16 protein-coding genes are annotated in these 21,986 nt (G+C 38.1%); 11 read left to right on the forward strand and 5 right to left on the reverse strand.

The features are described from left to right. Positions 1-126: 126 nt before the first annotated feature. The 4 genes from ACTJKN_RS15895 to ACTJKN_RS15910 all read left to right on the forward strand — a co-directional run bounded on the left by ACTJKN_RS15895 (position 127) and on the right by ACTJKN_RS15910 (position 5,872). On the forward strand, positions 127-1,107 hold the full coding sequence (locus ACTJKN_RS15895; RefSeq protein WP_440826513.1) for an SH3 domain-containing protein: 981 nt from the start codon (positions 127-129) through the stop codon (positions 1,105-1,107). Positions 1,108-1,684: 577 nt separating this feature from the next. After that, entirely contained in the window at positions 1,685-3,619 is a 1,935-nt protein-coding gene (gene rpsA / locus ACTJKN_RS15900; protein ID WP_029279370.1) for a 30S ribosomal protein S1, read from the forward strand. A 308-nt stretch (positions 3,620-3,927) separates the two neighbouring features. Continuing rightward, positions 3,928-5,592, forward strand: a complete 1,665-nt coding sequence (locus ACTJKN_RS15905; protein WP_440826515.1) for a beta-N-acetylhexosaminidase — start codon at positions 3,928-3,930, stop codon at positions 5,590-5,592. 73 nt (positions 5,593-5,665) lie between these two features. After that, positions 5,666-5,872 carry a hypothetical protein gene (locus tag ACTJKN_RS15910; protein ID WP_440826517.1) on the forward strand — a complete coding sequence of 69 codons (207 nt, stop codon included), beginning with the start codon at positions 5,666-5,668 and terminating at the stop codon, positions 5,870-5,872. On the opposite strand, the gene ACTJKN_RS15915 is transcribed toward ACTJKN_RS15910, so the two are convergent. Then, positions 5,869-6,270, reverse strand: a complete 402-nt coding sequence (locus ACTJKN_RS15915) for a thiol-disulfide oxidoreductase DCC family protein (protein WP_440826519.1) — start codon at positions 6,268-6,270, stop codon at positions 5,869-5,871. The two genes, ACTJKN_RS15910 and ACTJKN_RS15915, sit on opposite strands and share 4 nt — an antisense overlap. Before the next feature lie 341 nt (positions 6,271-6,611). On the opposite strand from ACTJKN_RS15915, the gene pyrR reads away from it, so the two are divergent. The 7 genes from pyrR to ACTJKN_RS15950 all read left to right on the forward strand — a co-directional run bounded on the left by pyrR (position 6,612) and on the right by ACTJKN_RS15950 (position 15,379). After that, positions 6,612-7,160, forward strand: coding sequence for a bifunctional pyr operon transcriptional regulator/uracil phosphoribosyltransferase PyrR (gene pyrR / locus ACTJKN_RS15920; protein ID WP_057933670.1), 549 nt, complete (start codon positions 6,612-6,614; stop codon positions 7,158-7,160). Between the two features lie 2 nt (positions 7,161-7,162). After that, on the forward strand, positions 7,163-8,092 hold the full coding sequence (locus tag ACTJKN_RS15925; protein WP_029279355.1) for an aspartate carbamoyltransferase catalytic subunit: 930 nt from the start codon (positions 7,163-7,165) through the stop codon (positions 8,090-8,092). A gap of 444 nt (positions 8,093-8,536) precedes the next feature. Continuing rightward, positions 8,537-11,560: a tetratricopeptide repeat protein gene (locus tag ACTJKN_RS15930; RefSeq protein ID WP_440826521.1), complete on the forward strand. Its 3,024-nt coding sequence runs from the start codon at positions 8,537-8,539 to the stop codon at positions 11,558-11,560. A 4-nt stretch (positions 11,561-11,564) separates the two neighbouring features. Further along, positions 11,565-13,262, forward strand: a complete 1,698-nt coding sequence (locus tag ACTJKN_RS15935) for a hypothetical protein (RefSeq protein WP_440826522.1) — start codon at positions 11,565-11,567, stop codon at positions 13,260-13,262. Positions 13,263-13,485: 223 nt separating this feature from the next. Continuing rightward, positions 13,486-14,193, forward strand: a complete 708-nt coding sequence (locus ACTJKN_RS15940; protein ID WP_440826524.1) for a DUF2071 domain-containing protein — start codon at positions 13,486-13,488, stop codon at positions 14,191-14,193. A gap of 41 nt (positions 14,194-14,234) precedes the next feature. Continuing rightward, positions 14,235-14,792: a hypothetical protein gene (locus ACTJKN_RS15945; protein WP_440826526.1), complete on the forward strand. Its 558-nt coding sequence runs from the start codon at positions 14,235-14,237 to the stop codon at positions 14,790-14,792. Between the two features lie 86 nt (positions 14,793-14,878). Further along, the gene (locus tag ACTJKN_RS15950) at positions 14,879-15,379 is read left to right on the forward strand and encodes a hypothetical protein (RefSeq protein ID WP_440826528.1); all 501 of its coding nucleotides are present in this window, start codon (positions 14,879-14,881) and stop codon (positions 15,377-15,379) included. A gap of 69 nt (positions 15,380-15,448) precedes the next feature. Here the strand turns inward: ACTJKN_RS15950 and ACTJKN_RS15955 are convergent, their stop codons facing one another. From ACTJKN_RS15955 to ACTJKN_RS15970, 4 genes are read right to left on the reverse strand one after another with little or no spacing between them, the layout of a single operon-like run. Next, positions 15,449-17,044, reverse strand: a complete 1,596-nt coding sequence (locus ACTJKN_RS15955; protein ID WP_440826530.1) for a SusD/RagB family nutrient-binding outer membrane lipoprotein — start codon at positions 17,042-17,044, stop codon at positions 15,449-15,451. A 7-nt stretch (positions 17,045-17,051) separates the two neighbouring features. Then, positions 17,052-20,153: a SusC/RagA family TonB-linked outer membrane protein gene (locus tag ACTJKN_RS15960; protein ID WP_440826532.1), complete on the reverse strand. Its 3,102-nt coding sequence runs from the start codon at positions 20,151-20,153 to the stop codon at positions 17,052-17,054. Between the two features lie 32 nt (positions 20,154-20,185). Continuing rightward, positions 20,186-21,199 (reverse strand): FecR family protein, encoded by a 1,014-nt coding sequence (locus ACTJKN_RS15965; RefSeq protein ID WP_440826534.1) that lies wholly within the window; start codon positions 21,197-21,199, stop codon positions 20,186-20,188. Positions 21,200-21,236: 37 nt separating this feature from the next. After that, the gene (locus ACTJKN_RS15970; RefSeq protein ID WP_440826535.1) at positions 21,237-21,887 is read right to left on the reverse strand and encodes an RNA polymerase sigma-70 factor; all 651 of its coding nucleotides are present in this window, start codon (positions 21,885-21,887) and stop codon (positions 21,237-21,239) included. Positions 21,888-21,986 lie beyond the last annotated feature (99 nt).

The following is a 21,986-nucleotide window of genomic DNA, read 5'->3' on the forward strand; positions in this document are numbered from 1 at the left end:
AGCACCTTTTTTCAATCTTATCCCCACCTATTAAAAGTATTTTCTAATTTTGAAACACTTAGCACGGTCTTTGCTTATAGCGTGTTTGCAATTACCCATTAAACTGTTTCGCAGAATTCAATACTTATGACTAGAATTTTCTTCCTCCTCATCGCTCTTTTTATTTTTACTAACCGTTTAAATGCACAAGAAACATATCGTGTTAAGGCGGACAAATTGCGTGTAAGGGAAAGCAGTGATCCGAAAAGTAAGGTTATTGGAAATATTGCTCAAAATGAAAACATTACGGTTTTAGATGCCAAAAATGCCAAGTTTTACAAAGTAAAGTTTAAAAACCGCGAAGGTTGGGTAAGCAAAGATTTTATCGAAAAAATTGCTCCTCCGGTTAAGCCAGCAACTCCTCAGGCAAATACTGCACAGCCTACCACTACGCCTCAAACGGCAGCAAGTGCCGACATGTATCGCGTAACTGCAGACGATTTACGCGTAAGGCAACAAGCTGACCCGAAAAGCAAAATTGTTGGATACCTGCCTAAAGATGAAAATGTTGCCGTGATTGATTCATCAAATACAAGCTTCTATAAAATTAAGGTTACCAATGGTGAGGGGTGGGTGAGTAAAGAATTTTTGGTCAGGGTTTCTCCTGTAAAGGCAGCAGCCGAAAAAACAAACATTTCGGCATCGGTACCCCAAGAAAACAAAGATTATACGAACATTATCTTTTTTACGGTTGTGGCCTTAATACTGATTACCATTTTATACTTTTCGATCAAATATGCCAGCGGCAATAAATTTTGGATCGGTTTTTCGGTAATCGTAATTCTGGTAACCGGGTATTTTTGCTACATTACTTTTATACAGTTAAAAGTAGTAACAGGTACCTTTGCAAGCAATGAAGATATACAGTACAAAACCTTCAATTTTAAATCGAAAGATTCAGTAGCCGTTACCGATGCCTATACTGATTCGATTTTCACTTCTAAATACGTTATAGAGGGAGATATGATCAAACTTTACGATCAGCAGAACACCATAATGCTATTAATCAGAGATGATCAAACATTAGTTGGCGAAGGTTTTACAAGAGGGACTTTTACGAAAAAATAGAATTCCGAAAAACATATCAAACGTTCCTACGGAACCTTTTTTTTCTACCCATGAATCGTCCCTATGGGACGCTTAGTCTTAAAAAATAACCACACGCCTCCTAATTGGTCGATTTGCAAATTGAAGCCGAGCCGGCAACTTTAGCAACTTTACATGCCGTCCCATCGGGACGCTTGCTAGGTAGCAAATAACAGATGTTATTTGTGTTTCGTTCCTTAGGAACGTTTGGTGGGTATTTGTGCACAGCCCTTGTTTTTAAACCTGATAGAGCGGAATAGCCCGGAACGTAGTGAGGACTATAAGCGATAGCAGGGCTGCTGCTCCCGAAGAAATACGGGACGCTCATTTTCAAATAATTAGCATAACTAAGCGATTAAACGCTAAAATAAAACAGCTACATTTTGGAAAAACATGTGATAAACTGAAATAACCACCCCACCTTTCAGGCACCCGTCTAAGATAGGGAAATTATAAAGAGCTAAAAATCAGCAAGATTTATTAAAAAAATCTTTTCTATAATTAAAAAAAGTTTTACCTTTGCAGTCCCTAAATAGGGAAAAAAGGAGATAATTAATTAATGGCTAAAAAACAAGTAGCAGAAAAAGAATTAGCAGCTAAAACAGCTGAACTTCAGGGAGAAGGCGGACGCCTGACTGAAAAAGAAACTATTGAATCAGAAGCTGATTCAGTTTCGATCGAATCGATCAAATCATCATTGGCTACACCATCGGAAGATTTCGATTGGGATGCAGATGAAAAAGTTTTCGGTAATTACAATGATGCAGACCGTAAAAAGTTTGAAGATATGTATGCTGGAACATTCAATCAGATCACTAAAGGTGAAATCATCAGCGGTATCGTTGTTTCAATCAACAACAAAGATGTAGTATTAAACGTAGGTTTCAAATCAGACGGTTTAGTTTCTACTTCTGAATTCCGTGATACACCAGATCTTAAAATCGGCGATTCAGTTGACGTTTTCGTTGAAGCACCGGAAGATGCTAACGGTCAATTGATCCTTTCTCGCAAAAGAGCAAAAACCCAAAGATCATGGGAAGCAATTAACGAGGCTCTTGAAAATGATAGAATCATCAACGGTTTCGTTAAGAGCCGTACTAAAGGTGGTTTAATTGTTGATATCATGGGCGTTGAAGCTTTCTTACCAGGATCTCAAATTGATATTAAACCAATCCGCGATTACGATGTATACGTGGGTAAAACAATGGAATTCAAAGTTGTTAAAATTAACCATGAGTTTAAAAACGTAGTCGTTTCTCATAAAGTGTTAATCGAAGACGATTTAGAAAGCCAAAAAGTAGAGATCGTTTCTAAATTAGAAAAAGGTCAGGTATTGGAAGGTACTGTTAAAAACATTACTGATTTCGGTGTGTTCATCGATTTAGGTGGTGTTGATGGTTTACTTCACATTACTGATATTTCTTGGGGCCGCATAGAGCATCCAAAAGAAGTATTATCATTAGATGAAAAAATCAACGTGGTTGTTTTAGATTTCGATGATGAGAAAAAACGTATCGCTTTAGGTTTAAAACAATTAACTCCACACCCTTGGGAGAACTTAAGCACCGACATCCAGGTTGGTTCTAAAGTAAAAGGAAAAATCGTAACTGTTGCAGATTACGGTGCTTTCTTAGAAATCATCCCAGGTGTTGAAGGTTTAATCCACGTTTCTGAAATGAGCTGGTCACAAAACTTAAGAAATCCACAAGAATTCTTAAAAGTTGGTGATGAGATCGAAGCTGAAGTTTTAACTTTAGACAGAGATGAGCGCAAAATGAGCTTAGGTATTAAACAATTATCTAACGATCCATGGCAAGAAGTTGCTGCTAAATTCCCAGTTGGAAGCAAGCACCAAGCAACTGTTAAAAACATGACTAACTTCGGTGTTTTTGTTGAAATCGAAGAAGGTATTGATGGTTTAATCCACATCTCTGATTTATCTTGGTCTAAGAAAGTAAACCACCCTAACGAATTCACTAAAGTTGGTGATGTATTAGACGTTGTTGTTTTAGAACTTGATGTTGATAACCGTAAATTAAGCTTAGGTCACAAACAATTGGAAGAAAACCCTTGGGATACTTTCGAAACGATCTTCACTTTAGATTCGGTTCACCAAGGTACAGTTGTTAAAGTAACTGATAAAGGTGCTGTTATTGCTTTACCATATGGTGTAGAAGGTTTCGTACCAACTAAACACATGGTTAAAGAAGACGGTACTTCAGTTAAAGCTGAAGAAACTAACGACTTCAAAATCATCGAGTTTAACAAAGAAGCTAAACGCATCGTTGTTTCTCACGCCCGTATTTGGGAAGAAGTTAAAGCTGAAGCTGTAGCAGAAGAAAGAGCAACTAAGAAAAAAGAAGCTAAAGCTGCTGTAACTGCTGTTAAAAAAGTTAAAGATTCTGTAGAGAAATCTACTTTAGGAGATTTAGACGTATTGGCTCAATTGAAATCGCAATTAGAAGGCGAAGAAAGCAAAGCTAAAAAAGGCTAGTTCTTTTTAACTGATCATATTAATCCCGATAGCGAAAGTTATCGGGATTTTTTTTGATTATTTTTTTGCCACAGAGAACGTGGCTTTATCCATTACCCCGATTGATCGTCATTTCGAGCGCAGTGAAACGAAGTGGAGAAATCTAATTAGCAGATCTCTCCATTTCGCTGCGCTTCAGTCGAGATGACGATTTGCCTATTAAATTAACACTTCAAGCTATGTTTTATGTAACAAAGTAATTCGCCCTACCAAACCTTTTCCGTTCATCCGTCTATAATTATTACTTTTGAAAAGGAAAATCCTTTATAATGAAGAAATTTATCTTTTTGTTTTTATCAATTATTTCGTTTAAACTTTCTGCACAGGAAGTGAATATAATTCCCCAACCAGTTTATATTAAAATTGAAGCAAATAAAAAATCATTTACGATAGACGCAAAAACTCAAATCGTTGTAGTTGATTCTTCGTTATTGAATTCAGCTAATTTTCTAATTGATTATCTTCAACAGTATTATAACCTGAAGCTAAACATAACAAGTGTTACGCCAACTAAAAATTTTATTAGCCTAATTTTAAATACGCGTGTCAGTGAATTTGACGATGCTTATCTTTTAAATACTTTAGATGATGGAGTTTCAATTATCGGCACCTCAAAACCTGGAGTATTCTATGGTGTACAATCATTAATACAACTTTTGCCTAGCTCAAAAGCAGAAAAGTTAAGTATAAAATCAGTTTCAATTATAGATCATCCCCGCTTCGATTATCGTGGTATGCATCTGGATGTAAGTCGCCATTTTTTTGACGTAGCCTTTATAAAACAATACATCGATTATCTGGCGCTTCATAAAATGAACTATTTCCACTGGCATTTAACGGATGATCATGGCTGGCGAATCGAAATCAAAAAATACCCCAAGCTTACTGAAATCGGTGCCTGGAGAAATGGTAGCATTATTGGCTTATGGCCCGGACAAGGAAACGAGCATATAAAATATCAGGTATTGCCGGCTGACGTAAAAATTACGCCAAAAGATGCCGTTATTAAAACCGATGGTATTCGTCACGGCGGTTATTATACCCAAGAACAAATTAAGGATGTGGTTGATTATGCTGCTAAACGTTACATCACCATTATTCCAGAAATAGAAATGCCTGCTCACAGCATGGCTTTATTGGCTGCTTACCCGGAATTAGGAACAACACCAGATAAAAAATACGAAGTTGCACAAACCTGGGGAATGATGAACAAATACAACAATGTACTCCAGGCTTCCGACACGACTTTTAAATTTCTGGAAAATGTATTAACTGAAGTAATGAATTTGTTCCCATCGCAATACATCCACATTGGTGGTGATGAAGCGGCTAAAGTGTGGTGGAAACAATCTGCTGTTTCGCAACAGATTATGAAAGCCAATGGTTTGAAAAATGAAAGTGAATTACAAAGTTATTTCATCCGCAGGATGGAGAAATTTGTAAACAGCAAAGGCAAAACCATTATCGGTTGGAACGAAATTTTAGAGGGCGGTTTAGCTCCTAATGCAGTTGTAATGAGCTGGCAAGGAGAAAAAGGAGGCATCGACGCAGCAAAGCAAAATCATAAAACCATTATGACACCCGAAAATAAGATGTACTTTAACCATGGGCAGTTCGTAAAAGAAGATAGCCTGGCTGCAAATAAGTTTTCGCCATTGATTGATGTTTACAATTATGAACCCGTACCGGCTGAATTAAGTGCCGAGCAGGCTAAATACATTTGGGGCGCACAGGGCTGTTTATGGAGTGAATATATTACCAACCCAGCAAAAGTACAATACCTGCTTTTTCCAAGATTAGACGCTTTGAGCGAAATTTTATGGAGTCTGAAAGAAAAACGCAATTATCCTGATTTTCAAAAAAGGCTGAAAACACAGTTTAAACGCTATGATTTAATGGGAATTGCCTACTCGAAAAGGTACTTAGAAAATTAATACTTTTTAAAGAAGCGTCTTTGATGTTGGTCTAATATAAAATTTATGCAATCTTTGCATTAAAAATTAAACCATGCGTAAACTATTTGCCGTCCTTTCTACCGTTATAACTCTATTTGCCATTAAAGAAACGGTTTATGTATTTACTTCTACCGATGCAGACATGGTCAAGCAAAAAGCCATCATGACTGTAATTGCTTTAAGCATTACCATACCATTAATTATTTTAACACTTTGGCTTTGGTCGCCGGGCAGAAAGAAAAATGGTCAACAAAATTAAGTTATAAACTTACTTTTCAAATCGGGTGTTGGCACCCAACAACTCTCCTGCCTGCCCCACCATTGGTAGCGGTTTTTGGCAATAATATCGTAAACCCAATCGCGGATAGATTTGGGAACAATGAGAAATGCATAAAGAAGTGGGATCAATCCATTGAGTTTTCGGGCTACACGTAGTGCCGCTGAAGATTTGGTATAGAGTTTTCCGTCCTCCAGCAATAAAATGGTATTCAATTTTTCTAAATCAACGTTAAATTTCGGCAGCTTTTCTTTGGCGTAATCACCCTGTAGCGCCGTAAATTTGAATTGATCCTTTTTATCGTGCGCAATAACAAACTGAACCGATGCATTGCAAAGATTACAAACGCCATCAAAGAAGATTACAGGTTGCTGGATCATATGCTATAAAAATAGGGCTTTTTAATAAAATAAGTATCTTGTGAATGTCTAATAAAGTGTAAAGGCTATATTAGGGTGTCAATTTAATTCATTATGAAAAAATTGGAGATTGAAATTCATGTCCATACAGCGGTAGGCTATTCCTACAATAATTACAGATATGTACAGCTGGACTAACATTAAGATAAAAAACTGAGTATGCTCTTCAAATCAACAACAAGGGATAGAAAATTGATTTTTAAATGTTGTAACAGAACAATTTAACTATCAAAAAACAAAACAATCGATCTTCAACTTTCTTACCTTAAAACATTTTTATATATTTGCCCAATCCTTCTTCAATGCAAAAGAAAACACTTCTTGACGGACAAAAAATTCAGATTACAATTAAGAGGCTCTGCCATCAATTAATTGAAAACCACGACGATTTCGCAAATACCGTTTTAATTGGCATCCAGCCGAGGGGTATTTTTTTGGCAGATCGCATTCATCAGGATCTTGAACAGATTCTAAAAAATAAGAAAATTTTAAAGGGAAATCTTGATATTACTTTCTTTAGAGATGATTTCCGCCGTAAAGACGGATTGGTTACGGCAAGTAGCAATTCTATCGATTTTATTATTGAAGGCAAAAAAGTAATCTTAATAGATGATGTGCTTTGGACAGGTAGAACCATTAGGGCAGCGCTTGATGCCCTACTTGCTTATGGCCGCCCAGAGAAAGTTGAACTTTTGGTTTTAATAGACCGCAGGTTTAGCAGGCATTTACCTATCGAACCCGATTATATTGGACATCAGGTAGATAGCCTAAACTCGCAACAGGTAAAAGTAACCTGGGCGAGCGAAGGAAGTGAAGATAAAGTGATTTTAATCTCCGAAAATAATAAATAAAAATGGCAGCAGAAAAACTATCAACCCGACATCTTTTAGGCATTAAAGATATTAACCGGAATGATATCGAATTGATTTTCGAAACTGCAGATAACTTCAAGGAAGTGATTAACAGACCAATAAAAAAGGTTCCTTCACTTCGTGATATTACTATAGCCAATATCTTTTTCGAAAACTCTACCCGTACCAAACTTTCATTCGAACTTGCTGAAAAAAGGCTTTCGGCTGATGTAGTTAATTTTGCCGCCTCATCTTCGTCGGTGAGCAAAGGCGAAACCCTTATCGATACGGTAAACAACATCTTATCCATGAAAGTGGATATGGTGGTGATGCGCCACCCATATGCGGGTGCTGGTCAGTTCTTAAGTAAACACGTTAAAGCGCAAATTGTAAATGCCGGAGATGGTGCGCACGAACACCCAACACAAGCCTTACTCGATGCATTTTCTATCCGCCAAAAGCTTGGTGATGTTGCTGGCAAAAAAGTGGTGATTGTTGGCGATATCCTGCACTCACGCGTGGCCATCTCAAATATCCTTTGTTTGCAGCGCTTAGGCGCTGAGGTAATGGTTTGCGGACCAACAACTTTAATCCCAAAACACATCCATCAACTTGGAGTAAAAGTTGAACATAATTTAATTAAAGCCTTGAACTGGTGCGATGTAGCAAACATGCTGCGTATACAATTGGAACGCCAGGACATTAAATATTTCCCATCGCTAAGGGAATACGCCATGATGTACGGCTTAAACAAACAGATCTTAGATAACCTCGATAAAGAAATCATTGTAATGCACCCTGGCCCTATAAACAGAGGCGTTGAGATTACCAGCGATGTTGCCGACAGCAAACAATCGATTATTTTAGAGCAGGTAGAGAACGGTGTAGCAGTGAGAATGGCTGTGCTATATTTGCTGGCAAGCCAGGGGTAGTTGGTTCAATTGGTCATTGGTTTATTAGTGCAGAGTCCATAATCTAGCATCTTGCCGAAAGGACTAAGTCCCAGCGTCTTTTTAGAAATGCATTAGTAAATAGTCCATTGTTAATAGCCTATGGCAATTTACCAAATTATATGATTGACCAGTTAACCCTTTTAATAGATTGCTTTGTTGGCTGAAAAGCCGCCTCGCAATGACGGATGCGGCGGCACCAATGAACTATTGACAAATGAACCAGTGAACCTCTACCAGATGCGGCGGCACCAATGACAAATAAGCAAATGACAAATGGACCCCTTCAACTTTTCCACATTCGTTCAACCCTTAATACCAAACCAAAAATCCTATCGTTAATTTGTGTTATTAACAGATGTTAATTACTTCTGTTGATAAGCTTTGATACTATTTCTAATTTAGTACCAACCATATTTGAAACCAATGCAGAAAAAATACTTACTAATTCCGCTACTTTTAGCAGGAAGTTTTAGCACCTACGCTCAGGTTAGCGCTGTGCAGAACCTCAACAAAAACTATCAAACGGGCTTAGAATTATTAGACAAAGAAAAATACACTGCAGCTGCACAACAGTTTAAACTTGTTGAGCTGCAACGTTATAAACCTTCTACCCAAACGGAGAGCAACGCCGAATTATCTTTACTGAAAGAAAATGCAAAATTTTACGCTGCTGTTTGTGCACTAGAGTTAACCAATAGCGATGCCGAAAGTTTGTTTCAGGCATTTATCCGCGATTATCCATTAAACCCGAACACCAAACTGGCTTATTTCTACGTTGGAAAAACTTATTTCAACCAGAAAAACTATAAAAAAGCTTTAGAATGGTTCGAAAAAACAGATCCTTCTACCCTTTCCGGCAAACAAAGAAACGAATACCAGTTTAAACAAGGTTATGCCTATTTTGAACTTAAAGACTACGACAAAGCAGAGCCTTTATTCGAAAAAGTTAAAAAAGAAGAAGGCGATTTTCAGGAAAGCGCCACCTACTACTTTGCTTATATCAACTACTTAAACAAAGAGTATAAAACGGCATTGGCCAACTTCGAAAAGTTAAAGGGCTCTCCTACTTACGAGGCCAGTTATCCATACTACATCACTTCGATGTATTACCTTGACGAGCGTTACGATGATGTAATCAGCTATGCTTTAGCAGCCATTCAAAAAACCAAACAACAGTTCGAACCAGAAATGTTGAGTTTGGTGGCAGCATCGTACTTTGCAAAATCTGAATTCAAAAATGCTGAAAAGTATTTCGCCGAATATTATGCAAAAGATAAAAGCGAAACCAAAAATAACCTCTTCATTTACCAATATGGGTACTCTTTGTTCCAAAACAAAAAGTACAAGGAGTCGGTTGCTGTTTTAGAAAAACTAAACACCGATGATGTTTATCTTCAAAATGGTATGCATACTTTGGGTAAAGCCTTTATTCAATTGGGCGATAAACCAAAAGCGCAGAGTGCTTTTTTCAGGGCATCGCGTTTAAGTTTTGATAAGGGTATACAGGAAGAAGCATGGTTAAATTATGCCAAATTAAGTTACGAACTAGAATTCCATCAGCAGGCGCTAGAGGCCACTCAGGGTTTTTTAAAAACTTTCCCGAAATCGCGTAAAATAAACGAAGCCAAAACTTTATTGGGTGAGGTTTTATTAACCACCAAAAACTATCAGGCAGCTGTAGATATTTTAGAACCTATTCCGGATAAAAACCTTGAAGCTAAAGAAGCTTACCAAAAAGTAACCTATTTCCGCGGATTAGAATTTTATAACGAAAGAGCATTTCCGAATGCATTATCGATGTTTTTACGTTCTGAAAAGTTCCCTGAAGACAACGAGATCAATGCTTTAAACACTTACTGGAAAGCTGAATCGATGTACGAACTTCGTAAGTTCGGTGAAGCCGTTAGCACTTTCGAGAAATTCTTAAAAATGCCAGATGCCGATAAAACCGGTGTTTACAATTTTGCAAACTATGCTTTGGCCTATGCAGCTTTCGAAGATGAAAAATACAGCAAAGCAGCTACATATTTCGAAAAATTCCTCGCGGGTAGCGATAAAGACCAAAAAACGATTGATGATGCCACCATCCGCTTAGCCGATTCGTATTTCGTAAATAAAAACTATGGTGATGCAATGGCGAATTACAACAAAATCATCAGCCGCAAAACCACTTCAGAAGATTACGCCACTTTCCAGAAAGGAATGATCCAGGGATTGGAAACGCAGTATGATGCGAAAATTGCTACCATGCAAAGCTTGTTGAATACTTTTCCAAATTCTAATTACGCTGATGATGCTGGTTTCGAAACCGCTTATACTTATTTCAACAAAGGCGATTTTGATAAATCTAAATCAGATCTTGTAGCCCTGGTTGCCAAATATCCACGTAGCAGTTATGTGGCAAAAGCGCTGGTAACCATCGGTTTGGTTCAATACAACCAGGATCAGGATGATGCCGCTTTAGAATCGTTTAAAAAAGTAATCCGCGATTACCCTACTGCCGATGAAGCCAAACAGGCAATGGAATCGATCAAGAACATTTATGTAGATCGTGGCGATGCAGATGGTTTTATCGCTTACGCAGCAACTACCCCACTCGGAAATTATTCGGGTTCGGAGCAAGACAATATTGTTTTTGCCGCAGCCAATAACACCTATTTAAAAGGCGATGCCAACGGTGCATTCCAGGCAGTAAATGCTTACTTTGATAAATTCCCTAAGGCCAACCATGAAAAAGAGGCTAAATTTATCAGGGCAGAATCATTGGTTAAATTAGGTCGTCCGGATGAAGCCATTCCTGATTACGAATTTATCTTAAACGACTGGACGAGCGATTACACCGAACGTTCTTTAGTGAGTATATCAACATTGTTCTTAAATCAGAAGAAATACAACGAGGCCATTGTGTACCTGAAAAGATTAGAAACTACCACTGATTATAAGTCGCACTATAGTTTTGCCATCAACAATTTATTAAAGGCTTACACCGCTTTAAACATGCCCGATGACATGCTGAAATATGCACAGCTGACCAAAGAATCGGAAAAAGCTTCTGAGGAAGAAAAAAACAGTTCGAGCTTATATTCGGGTAAAGCCTACTTGTTAAAAGGTGATACCACCACAGCAATTAAGGAGTTTAAAAATGTAGTGGCCAAAACAAAAACAGTTGCTGCCGCAGAAGCAAAATATAATTTAGCTTTATTGGAATACAACAAAGGTGATTTCAAAACTTCATCTAAAACCTGTTTCGATCTGGTTAACAACATGGCCGCTTACGACTACTGGGTGGCAAAGGCGTTTATCCTTTTATCTGATAACTATGTGGCCCTGAAAGATAATTTACAGGCGAAAAGTACTCTTCTCAGTATAATTGATAACTACGAAGGCAAGGATGATATTATTCCTACAGCCAAAGAAAAACTAGAAAAACTAAACCAGAAGAAGTAGCATTATGAAATCGATTAAATATATATATAGTTCACTGTTTTTTTTAGCTGCTGGATTAATGACTGCACAGGCGCAGGATAAAAAAGCCGATGAAAAAGCAGTAGTAAACGAAGAAATTGAAGTAGTTCGTCCATATAAACCAATTTTGGCCGAGGCTGTAAAGCTGAGAAGAAGCCCAAATTTAGATGATGTTAAAACTTACAAAGCAAAATTAAACTACAGCATTTTGGATAGAAAGCTGGAGTTGAACAGCGATATCCAAAAGTTACAGGCACAAGCTTTGGCCGAAGAAAAAGAAAGCATATTGGTTAACAACTATGTAAAAGGTGCATTCGGGTCGTTAGCTACCCTTTTGGGCGAAGCTTATTTTAACACTGGCAAGGATGAAGGTTTACAGCTTGGTGGATATTTTAAACATTTTAGTCAGGAAGGAAAGCTGAACAAACAGAATAGCAGTAACCAACAATTAAGTGTTTTTGGCCGCAGTATCTTAGATCAAAACACCGTTAGTGGCCGCATCAATTTTGAACGTAATGGCACTTATTTTTATGGTATAGATGATGCCAGACCTACGCTTAACCCTAACCCTGATAAACAGGCCTTAACCACCATTGAACTGGAAGGTGAGCTGGTAAAAAACTTTACCGAAGATGAAGATGCTTTTAGTTATGCTTTAAAAGCCAATGGATATATCTGGAATGATAAATTCAGTGCAAAAGAAAACTACCTGAGCTTAAACGGTTATGTAAACAAACGTATTAACTCGTTAAACTTAGGTTTAGCTGCATCAACCGAATTTGGTAACAGCAAAGATGCTTTAACCAGCGTTGGCAATAACCTGTTGCGCTTAAATCCATATATCCGTTTACAGGTTAAAGGCGCTAAAATTACAGCGGGGATTAATTTCGTACAGGAATTTGGTGCTTTCAGCAGCTCTAAAATATTCCCAGCGGTTACAGCCGATTTCACCCTGATCCCTGATTATTTACAGGTTTTCGGAGAAGTTAAAGGTGATGTAAACAGAAACTCGTTAAAAGGCTTTACTGATGAAAACCCTTGGTTAAACAGCAATGTTGTGGTTAAAAACACGGTTGAAAAGTTAAGTTTCAGCGCTGGTATTAAAGGAACCGGCGGACCGGGTTTTGGTTACAAGGCACGCGTGTATGTAAAACAGTTTGATGATATGCCTTTGTTCGTGAACAACTTTACTGATTTTAACAAATTTGATGTGATATACGATTTTGGTAAAACAAAATTAACCGGTTTAGAAGGTGAGATTTCTGTTCAGGTAAGTGATGCCTTAAAATGGACAGGCAAATTAAACATCGACGATTGGAAACCTGCCTCAGAAACCTACTCTTGGTTTAAACCGGGGTTGAAAGTAAGTTCGAACTTTGTTTATACCTATAATAAAAAACTAAGCTTTAACGCTGCTGTTGTAATTCAGGACGATATTAAAGCAAAAGTATATACCGGCGCTCCTGTTCCCGCTTCACAGTACATAATTCCCAATACGAATATTGAACTTATTGAAACGGTTAAAGGTTACGTAGATTTGGGCCTTGGTGCTGATTACCGCATCAACAAAAAATTCTCTGTTTTTGCTAAAGCAAACAATATCTTAAACACAAACTACAGCAGGTATTTGTACTATCAGGTAAACGGATTTAATATTTTCGGAGGATTAACGTATTCGTTTTAAGCGGTAAAAACGTAAAATTCATTTTTAATCTGATATATGCCTTTAAGTTTAATCTTGAAGGCATATTTTATTTTATAGGCCGAGAGGCGGCTGATCATCGGCAAAAACACCTTTAAGATAATTATTTCACAAAGAATTATTAATACCTATCTCTTAATTGAACAACATTAATATTGTGTGATTTCGACTATATTTACTTTAGTTAGCGTAAAATTAAATCGGAATGAGAATCCCAACAATACATGGATATATTGACAGAAGAATCTTAATTAACTTCACAGCCGACCCAAAGATTGTGAAAGAATTGATTCCCTATCCTTTTAGACCAAAAATTTATATGGAAAAGGCCATTGTTGGAATATGCCTGATCAGACTAAAAAATATAAAACCAAAAGGATTACCAGACTTTATGGGTGTAAATTCTGAAAATGGTGCGCATCGAATTGCAGTTGAATGGGATGAAGACGGTGTAACAAAATCAGGAGTTTATATCCCACGTCGGGATACTTCGCTAAAATTAAATGCGCTCATTGGTGGACGAATATTCCCAGGCAAACACTTTCATGCAAAATTCAACATAGAAGAAGAAAATGGAAATTACCAAATTAGCTTTAAGAGCTCAGATAATACCGAGATATTAATTGATGCTAATGAGACTCCTTTGTTCAACAATAAATCAATTTTTAAAACACTAGAAAATGCATCGGACTTTTTTGAAAACGGCGACCTTGGATATTCACCAAATAAAGACAAATTTGATGGTCTGAGATTAAAAGCATACCATTGGCAAGTTAGACCACTTGAAGTTTTGAAAGTAAAATCAAGTTTTTTTGAAAACGAAGATCTTTTCCCCCCGGGATCGGTGGCTTTTGACAATGCATTACTTATGACGAATATTGAACATGAATGGAAAAGCGAAACAGACAAATAACTATAAAATATCATAGGTTCGACACCAATAAAATAATAAGAATGAAGCAAATATTCGTAACCATCTTTACGCTTATGACCCTCAGCTCTTACGGTCAGGACAAAAACAATTATACTCATTTCAATAAACTGACAGAAGTTGAAGGAACAGATTATGTAATTGCAAGTGTTGAAAACTGGGGAAAAATACCTGATGCTAAAAATAAATACCTGCTGTTTATTAATACTAAAAACGGACAAACAAAACAGGTAGATTTCCCGAGTGACGGCTATTTTGAAAAACTAGAACAGGTTAAGATTGACCATCTAGGGATTAATCAAATTATTATTTCAGCCCAAACTATTGATCTTGACGAAAAAAAGGGAATAGACTGGAACGACCCAAAACAGATTATAATCTTATCTCCTGATGGACAAAAAAGAACACAGTTAACAGATAACAAACTCTTTGTAAGTACCTGGGTTGTGAATAAACAAACAGGAACCATTATTGTAACGGGCCACAATGACACAAACAATAATAACAAGTACGACAAAACGGATAAAAGCGAAATTCTAATTTACGACTTAAAAACCTTGAGATTGGTTAGTAAAATTTAAGAAAAGATTTTACAAAAGTTTCGCCAATATAAATTGAGAATAAACCTCATAAACTAACTGTTAATACATTTTAAAAATACGCTCCAATGAAAATATTTAATGTAAAGCCGATCACAATAAATGAATACATCTACAATGATCAATATTTAAAGGAAAGCAGAACATCATACGATTATCAATCCGGCTTTGAAATTACCGGAGAGAAAGTTGGAGAAATAAACACAATGTTCATCACTTTCGACATCCTTTACTGTGTAGACGCGATCACAGATGATAAAGAAATAGTTAGCACTACTGGGCCAAACACATGGAACATTAATGTTTCATTTTCAATTGGCGATGAGATATTTATCTCTTACAAAAGTTCTTGTCAGTTTAACTTTGAAAGTGAAGGCTTTGATGCAGATATGGCTTCCTTAACTGATTTTTTAAAAGATTATCAAGCACATACCAGATCATTTTTTAATCAATTCGGACATAAGCCCTTAATCGCGATTGAAGAAGAAACGCGAAAACAACAGCCCCTACTTGCCTATGCCGAAATAGCAATCGAAAACTTACGGGCGAACAATATGTATGAGTTTTAACACAACCTGCTTCAGCTATAAAAACACTTATCTTGCAAAACGTCTTTGTTAGACTTAATCTCCGGTTTATTATCTATCCCACCACACCCTAGCGGTAAGCACATCGCCTCCAGCTATTCTGGCTACAGCATCTTTATAATTTTGGGGGTTGTTCAGCACCTCTGTTGATAGGTAGATCATCCGGCGGGGAATGGTGCCATTGGTAACATTGCCTTTGTAATTTACGGGAATAAGCTTGGGATAATCGCTCCTTTTCCAGTTTAGCCAGGCTTCTATAAAATTAAAATCTGTTCCTGTAGTTACCCAGTATTGCGTATTGATTGTCCTTAGTGCATTTTGTGTACTGCTTTCATCAAGCGGATTCTGGTTTACAAATGCAGTGATTTTATTGGCATCAACCGCAGCTAAAGGATCCAGCTGCGCAAGTGATTGGATTGCACCGGTTAAACCATTGATGTAGTGCAGGTTTGCAGTTCCATTTATATTCCACCCTCTCACTTTAGCTTCTGCAAGCAAAAATTCAATTTCAGCGTAACTCAGGATAAAAATCGGACCACCTAGCTTAAGGTACATCGCAGTGCGTGGTCTGGAATATTTTCCCAGCGGAGCAAAATCACTTCCGCTACCTGTACCGCCCGGATAGTTTGGCGAATGACTGATATCAGTGGCTCCACCCTGTAGATCGTATCCATTTGGCAATCCAAGCTGAACAGCTGCATCGGTATTTCCACTTAAGTTCTGATCTGCATTTTTCGCCAATCCGTCTTTTGGCACCTCACCTATTACTTCCAACCTGGGGTCGTTGGTATTTTTTAACTGATCAATTAAGGTTTTACTCCACCGCACTTCCAAATAGTCGGAAAATGTTCTTAAAGCAAGCGATGTTCCATTTTGGCTATTAAAAGAGGAAGCATCGGTTAAAAGAATCGCATTGTCATTGATACTGTTAAAAGTTTTGCCCGCAGCCTTTTCGGTCCAGATTCTGGCCTTCTCCGGATCTACTTTCGTTAACCGCATGGCAATCCTAACCATTAACGAATAACCAAATTTTTTCCATTTACCGATATCGCCTTTATAAAAAAGATCAGCGCTTGGCCCGGGTTTTTCGGTATCCAGTTGTGCGGTAGCCGTTTCCAGATCGTTCAGCATTCGGGTATAAATATCTTCCTGGCGGTCGTAAACGGGATATTTAACACCTTGCATCGCTTTAACAGCCTGCGAATAAGGCACGTCACCATAAGTATCGGTAATTCTTTGCAAAATCAATACAAACATAATATCACCAATCGCAATCAGGTTTTTATAGGCCACCGGATCTTTTAATCTGGCCAGTCGTTGCATCTCTCTGATGTAAGAGGCATCGGCATAACCTTCATCAAAAATACGACCCTGATAATCGGTAAAACTGCCCACATTGATATATTTATCGCCATTGTTGTAATAGTAATAGGTAGAGGCCAGCAGCTGCATCATGGTACTCTGATACAATAGCTGATAATAACCCAAATTAGCATATTTTAACTGTGCCTGTGCAAGCAAGCTGTTGGGATCATAATTGTCTTCCGTGAGTTTGGTTGGATCGGTATTGATTTCGTCCAGCTTTTCCTTAGAACAGCTGCCCATTAAAGCCAGGAAAAAAGCACCCAAAACACACAACTTTCTCATGGTCATCTTATTTGAATTTAAAATTAAAATTAACCCCAAATGTACGTGTTGCAGGCAATGAAGCCCCTTCTATCCCCGCATAACCCAATGTTGGCGAGAACTGCGACTCAGGATCTATATTTTTAGTGTATTTAAGCAAGGTAAACAGGTTCCGCGCCACCAGATCTATCCCTATACTAGTAAAAGGTGTTCTTTTTAAAAAACGTTCGCTAAAAGAATAACCTAATGTGGCCTGCCTCAGCTTGATAAAACTGCCATTGAGCACCGATAATGCAGAAATATTGGTAGCCAGTTCAGGGTAATAGGCGTAAGCCGGAACATTAATCGTATTCTTCTGTCCATTTTCTAATACCCCATCGGCAACAATACCTGTTTCTCTACCCACTAAAGTTGCCTTATTTAAGCCAAGTACATAACTGTAATATTCTGTTGCGGATAGGATTTTATTGCCAAAGCGATAATCGATCAAAAAGGAAAAACTAAACTGTTTATAGTTAAAACTGTTGGTTATCCCTCCATATAAAGTCGGCATGGTGCCACCCATTGGAATAAAATTACCCCGTTTAGGTATGCCATCCGATCCGATAATGATGTTTCCATTAGCATCCCGCAGATAATCGTAGGCCATAATCTGCGTAATCGGTTTACCAACCACCAGGGCCGTATTGGCATTTAACGGCCGATAGGTGCCCGTAAGGGTATAATTACTGTTGCCATCGATAGAAAGTAGGGTATTCTTTACCTTGGTCATGTTAAAGCTAATCTGCCATTTGCTGGTTGTGGTAAGGATTGGTGTGTAGCCCAACGCAACCTCTATTCCTGCGTTCCGGGTCTCGCCAAGGTTAACATACGCGGAGGTAAAACCTGTGGTAACCGATTGTTTTGCATTAATAATTTCGTTGTGGGTAATGCGGTTGAAATAGGTAAAATCGATATCCAAACGGCTATTGAAAAATTTAAGGTCGAGGCCTGCCTCTATTTCATTAAGGGTAAACGGTTTTAAATTGTAATTGGGTAAATCGCCGGAAAAACCACCAACCGGAATGCCGTTTACCTGATTATCTACGGTATAATAGATTTGTGTCGTGTATGGAACGATGGGTTCTCCACTTGTTTTGGCAAAATCCAACCGCAATTTACCAAAATCCAGGGCTTTCAAATTCAACAGATCTGAAAAAATAAAACTGCCCGATACGCCGGGTACAAATATGCCCCGGTTGTTAGCAGGTAAGGTAGAATAGATATCGTAACGTCCGGTAACGGAGAAGTTAAGATAACGCTGATAGCTGAGATCGGCAGTGTAATAAGCCGATTCGGTTACAATTCTGGATATGGCTAATGTTTTGGTACTGGTAATCAGATTTTCCGGCACATAGAGATACGGCACTTTAAACTGCGATCCTTTCAGTTTTTCAGTATTGCCCTTTCTTTCGCGATAATTTGCGCCCATTGAAAATTCAAGGTTCAATTTATCGCTCAGGTTTCTGGTTGCACTGAACAAAATATCGCTATTTAGCTCTGAAGTATGGTTTTGATCATAGGCATTTATACCGCCCTGCCTGTTAATGGAAAATGCGGTCCCTGTAGGCAAAATACTCACCACTTCATCTTTACTCGAATCGTAGCCAATTCTGCCCTGCAGTGATGCCCAGCTGGTCAACTTATATTTTAATACGGCTGATGTGATATAACGGTTTCTATTGGCATAATCGGCCTGTTTGTTCATTAAAAAATAAGGATTGGTTTTATATTCATCCGCATTCCACCGCGTTTCAAAACCTGTTTCGGTATCAAAACCAGGGGCTAAGATCGATTGATCTAAACTGGTGGCCAAGGCTGAGATACCATAATTTGCATTTAAAGGACCATCGCTGAGGTAACTTTTGTTTTTGTTCCTTTCGTAAATGTAATTACCGGTGAAGCTCAGCGATATTTTTGGGCTTAGCGCTACTGTACCATAAAAATTTAACGTTTTACGGTTTAGGGCTCCATTACTTAAAACTGAATTATAATCTAAATTGGAAACCGAAACACGATAGTTATTATTGGTATTTCCACCAACCAGCGATAGTGTATTGATAAATGCCGGAGCGGTACGGTAAAAAGTCTGGATGTTATTTTTAACAGGAGCGTAAGGCCGCAAAGAACCATCCACTTGGGGTGTTAATTTGCCGTCCATAAGTTCTCCCCAGCTCAACAAACCTGTGGTAATTGCATTGTACAGATCGGCAGGACGTTTATTTTGTGCCCCCTGACCGTACAAATATTGAAAATCGGTAGAATTAACCGGCACGTCGAAGGCTAGGTTTGCGTTGTATTCCAGCTTTGGCTGGGTATTTTCTCCACCACTTTTCAGGTTGATGAGGATTACACCATTTGCGGCCCTGGCGCCATATAAAGCCGAAGCAGCCGAACCTTTCAATATCGTAATGGTTTCAATATCATCTGGATTGATATTACTAATGCCATCGCCATAATCGGCCCCGCCATATTCATTTGCACTGCCACGAATGCTGTTATCAATGGGAACACCATTTACGATAAATAACGGAGAGGCAGCAGTCATACTAGAAACACCACGGATGAGTACGCGTGCCGCAGATCCCGGGCCACCGTTTACACCGGTAATGTTAAGTCCTGCTACCCTGCCCTGTAGCGCCATAATCATATTGCTCTCTCTTGCCTTAGCGATGGAAGAACCTTTAATGGTGGTTAAGGCATAGCCAACTTTATGATTGTCTTTTTCGATACCCAAAGCCGTAATTACCACCTCTTTTAAAAAACGGACACTATCAGACCCCATTTTCCCTTCGGGATTTTTTCTGATTACGATTAAATTATTCGGCAAAAGAGAATAGGTATAACCACTATTGCGCAGCAATTGATCGATCACCTTTATGGCCTCCTCTTCTTCTACCTTAATGGATACCTGATGTTTAGGGATCTTAGATTCACTGTAGGCGAAATGATAAACAGTTTGTTGTTGTATAGCTTCTACAACCTGCTCAAAATTTGCTGCGTTAAAATTTAAGTTTACTTTCGTTTGCGCATTGGCACATAGCGGAAAAATCAATCCAATAAACAATATGATTCTCTGCGCACAATTCATGGCTACAAATATACATTGCTTAACTGTTTGTGCTAACGGTAGATATAGACATTTTTCCCCTTTATCGAATAATTGAAATTTTCGATCAGTTTTAGCACATTTAAAGCTTCGATAATGGTTTCTTTATCTACATGCCCCGTAAATTTCACCGTTTTAAGATCGGCTTCTTTAAAGGTTATTTTAACATCGTACCAGCGCTCAAAAAGCCTGGCAATTTCATCAAAACGGTTGTTTTTATAGATGAGTTCGTGATTTGTCCATGCGGTTTCCATTACTTTTTCGCCCCCTGTTCCACTAAAATGGGTGAGCTGGCTCAAATTTGCTTTACCACCAGCCAAAGTGAATTTATCATTTGGCTTTAAGATAAAAGTTTGCTTGGTATTATTTTTAAGCGAAATAGCAACGCTTCCCCTGATTAGGGTCGTTTCGGTAAAAGCATCATTATGGTAAGCCTTAACATCGAATGCAGTACCCAGTACTTTTACCGCCAATTGCTCGGTGTGTACAATAAAGGGGTGTTGTGCATCTTTTTTAACCTCAAAAAATGCCTCACCGGATAAATAAACATCCCTGGTATCTACACTAAAGTGATCAGGGTATTTTAAGCTGCTCCCCGAATTAATTTTCACGGTAGAGCCATCGGCCAGTACAATGGTTTTAATTTCGGTTGCCTTGGTTTGTACTTGTTTCAAAGCCAGCTGATCTGTTTTATTAAAGAAAATCGCGTCTCTGTTATACACCAAAATGCCAGCCAAAACAATTGCTACAACAGCAGCAATTTTTAACCAAACACTGTAACCTTTATTTTTGGTAACCTTTAAACGGGGTTCATCGGGAATTTGGATCTGGGCCCTGATCCGATCAAAAACAACATCGATGTTTTCTTCTTCAGCGGTTTCAGATTCAAAATAAGTTTGTAGGTGTTTATATTCTGTTCTAAGCGCTCCGTTATCGGCTAAAATCGATTTCAGTTCAACAGATTCATCCGGTGAAATTTCACCGGCCAATTGTTTTCCAAGCAATTCTGTAAATCTTTGATCTGTCATTTTTTTTTCCGCCCTTTATGATATGTTCCTTTTTCTGTTAGAATTGCCTACAAAAAATAAAAAAAGATAAAGTACCTGCTAAGATAATCAGGGAGATCAGTTTTCCAAGCTTTTTTTCATCAGATCCCTGATCTTTTAAAGGCTGTAATATTAAGCGGAGTTTTGCAATGGCCCTGAACAATTGGGTCTGCACCGTTCGGGGCGAAATGTTTAACAGTTCTGCCACTTCTTTATATTTCATTCCGCTTTCTTTAATCAACCTAAAAACCGTAGCTGCCTGAGGTGCCAGACCAGCAATGGCAAAATCAAGTTGCCGGTGCAGTTCTTTGGTTTCCAAAATATACTCCGGCGTTTGTGCTGTTACCGAAACATTCTCTTCAGCATCAACTAAATCGATAAACGTAATGGAAGAATTTTTTTTGAGGTATTTAAGTGATTGATTTTTTACTGCGATAAAAAAATAACTTTCGGGATTTAAGACATGGGTACTTGTTGCACGGTTTTCCCAGCATTTTACAAATACCTCGGTAACCAGGTCTTCTGCAGCCTGTTTATCAACCACATAGTAAATAGAAAATTTGATCAACCTACTGTATAGAAAGCGGTAAAGTTGCTCGAAAGATTTTATATCATCCTCAAGACAAATCTTATTCCATAAAACGACTAGATCTGGCTTAGCTGCTTTCAACTTGGTTAGTTTGGTGAATCAAATGTAAGGTAATAAAAAATATTTCATAAAAAAATCTTCCCGCTGTAGGCAATTTAACAAAAAAAGGACTCTTCATTC

Source organism: Pedobacter sp. 22163 (genome assembly GCF_052045595.1).
In the GTDB taxonomy this organism is placed as follows: domain Bacteria; phylum Bacteroidota; class Bacteroidia; order Sphingobacteriales; family Sphingobacteriaceae; genus Pedobacter.

Excerpts from the sequence above, each read along its gene's own strand:
- ACTJKN_RS15960 (WP_440826532.1), bottom strand. The coding sequence starts at position 20,153 with ATGAATTGTGCGCAGAGAATCATATTGTTTATTGGATTGATTTTTCCG.
- ACTJKN_RS15940 (WP_440826524.1), top strand. The coding sequence starts at position 13,486 with ATGAGAATCCCAACAATACATGGATATATTGACAGAAGAATCTTAATT.
- ACTJKN_RS15930 (WP_440826521.1), top strand. The coding sequence starts at position 8,537 with ATGCAGAAAAAATACTTACTAATTCCGCTACTTTTAGCAGGAAGTTTT.
- pyrR (WP_057933670.1), top strand. The coding sequence starts at position 6,612 with ATGCAAAAGAAAACACTTCTTGACGGACAAAAAATTCAGATTACAATT.
- ACTJKN_RS15915 (WP_440826519.1), bottom strand. The coding sequence starts at position 6,270 with ATGATCCAGCAACCTGTAATCTTCTTTGATGGCGTTTGTAATCTTTGC.
- ACTJKN_RS15945 (WP_440826526.1), top strand. The coding sequence starts at position 14,235 with ATGAAGCAAATATTCGTAACCATCTTTACGCTTATGACCCTCAGCTCT.
- ACTJKN_RS15965 (WP_440826534.1), bottom strand. The coding sequence starts at position 21,199 with ATGACAGATCAAAGATTTACAGAATTGCTTGGAAAACAATTGGCCGGT.
- ACTJKN_RS15910 (WP_440826517.1), top strand. The coding sequence starts at position 5,666 with ATGCGTAAACTATTTGCCGTCCTTTCTACCGTTATAACTCTATTTGCC.
- ACTJKN_RS15950 (WP_440826528.1), top strand. The coding sequence starts at position 14,879 with ATGAAAATATTTAATGTAAAGCCGATCACAATAAATGAATACATCTAC.
- rpsA (WP_029279370.1), top strand. The coding sequence starts at position 1,685 with ATGGCTAAAAAACAAGTAGCAGAAAAAGAATTAGCAGCTAAAACAGCT.
- ACTJKN_RS15895 (WP_440826513.1), top strand. The coding sequence starts at position 127 with ATGACTAGAATTTTCTTCCTCCTCATCGCTCTTTTTATTTTTACTAAC.
- ACTJKN_RS15955 (WP_440826530.1), bottom strand. The coding sequence starts at position 17,044 with ATGAGAAAGTTGTGTGTTTTGGGTGCTTTTTTCCTGGCTTTAATGGGC.
- ACTJKN_RS15935 (WP_440826522.1), top strand. The coding sequence starts at position 11,565 with ATGAAATCGATTAAATATATATATAGTTCACTGTTTTTTTTAGCTGCT.
- ACTJKN_RS15925 (WP_029279355.1), top strand. The coding sequence starts at position 7,163 with ATGGCAGCAGAAAAACTATCAACCCGACATCTTTTAGGCATTAAAGAT.
- ACTJKN_RS15905 (WP_440826515.1), top strand. The coding sequence starts at position 3,928 with ATGAAGAAATTTATCTTTTTGTTTTTATCAATTATTTCGTTTAAACTT.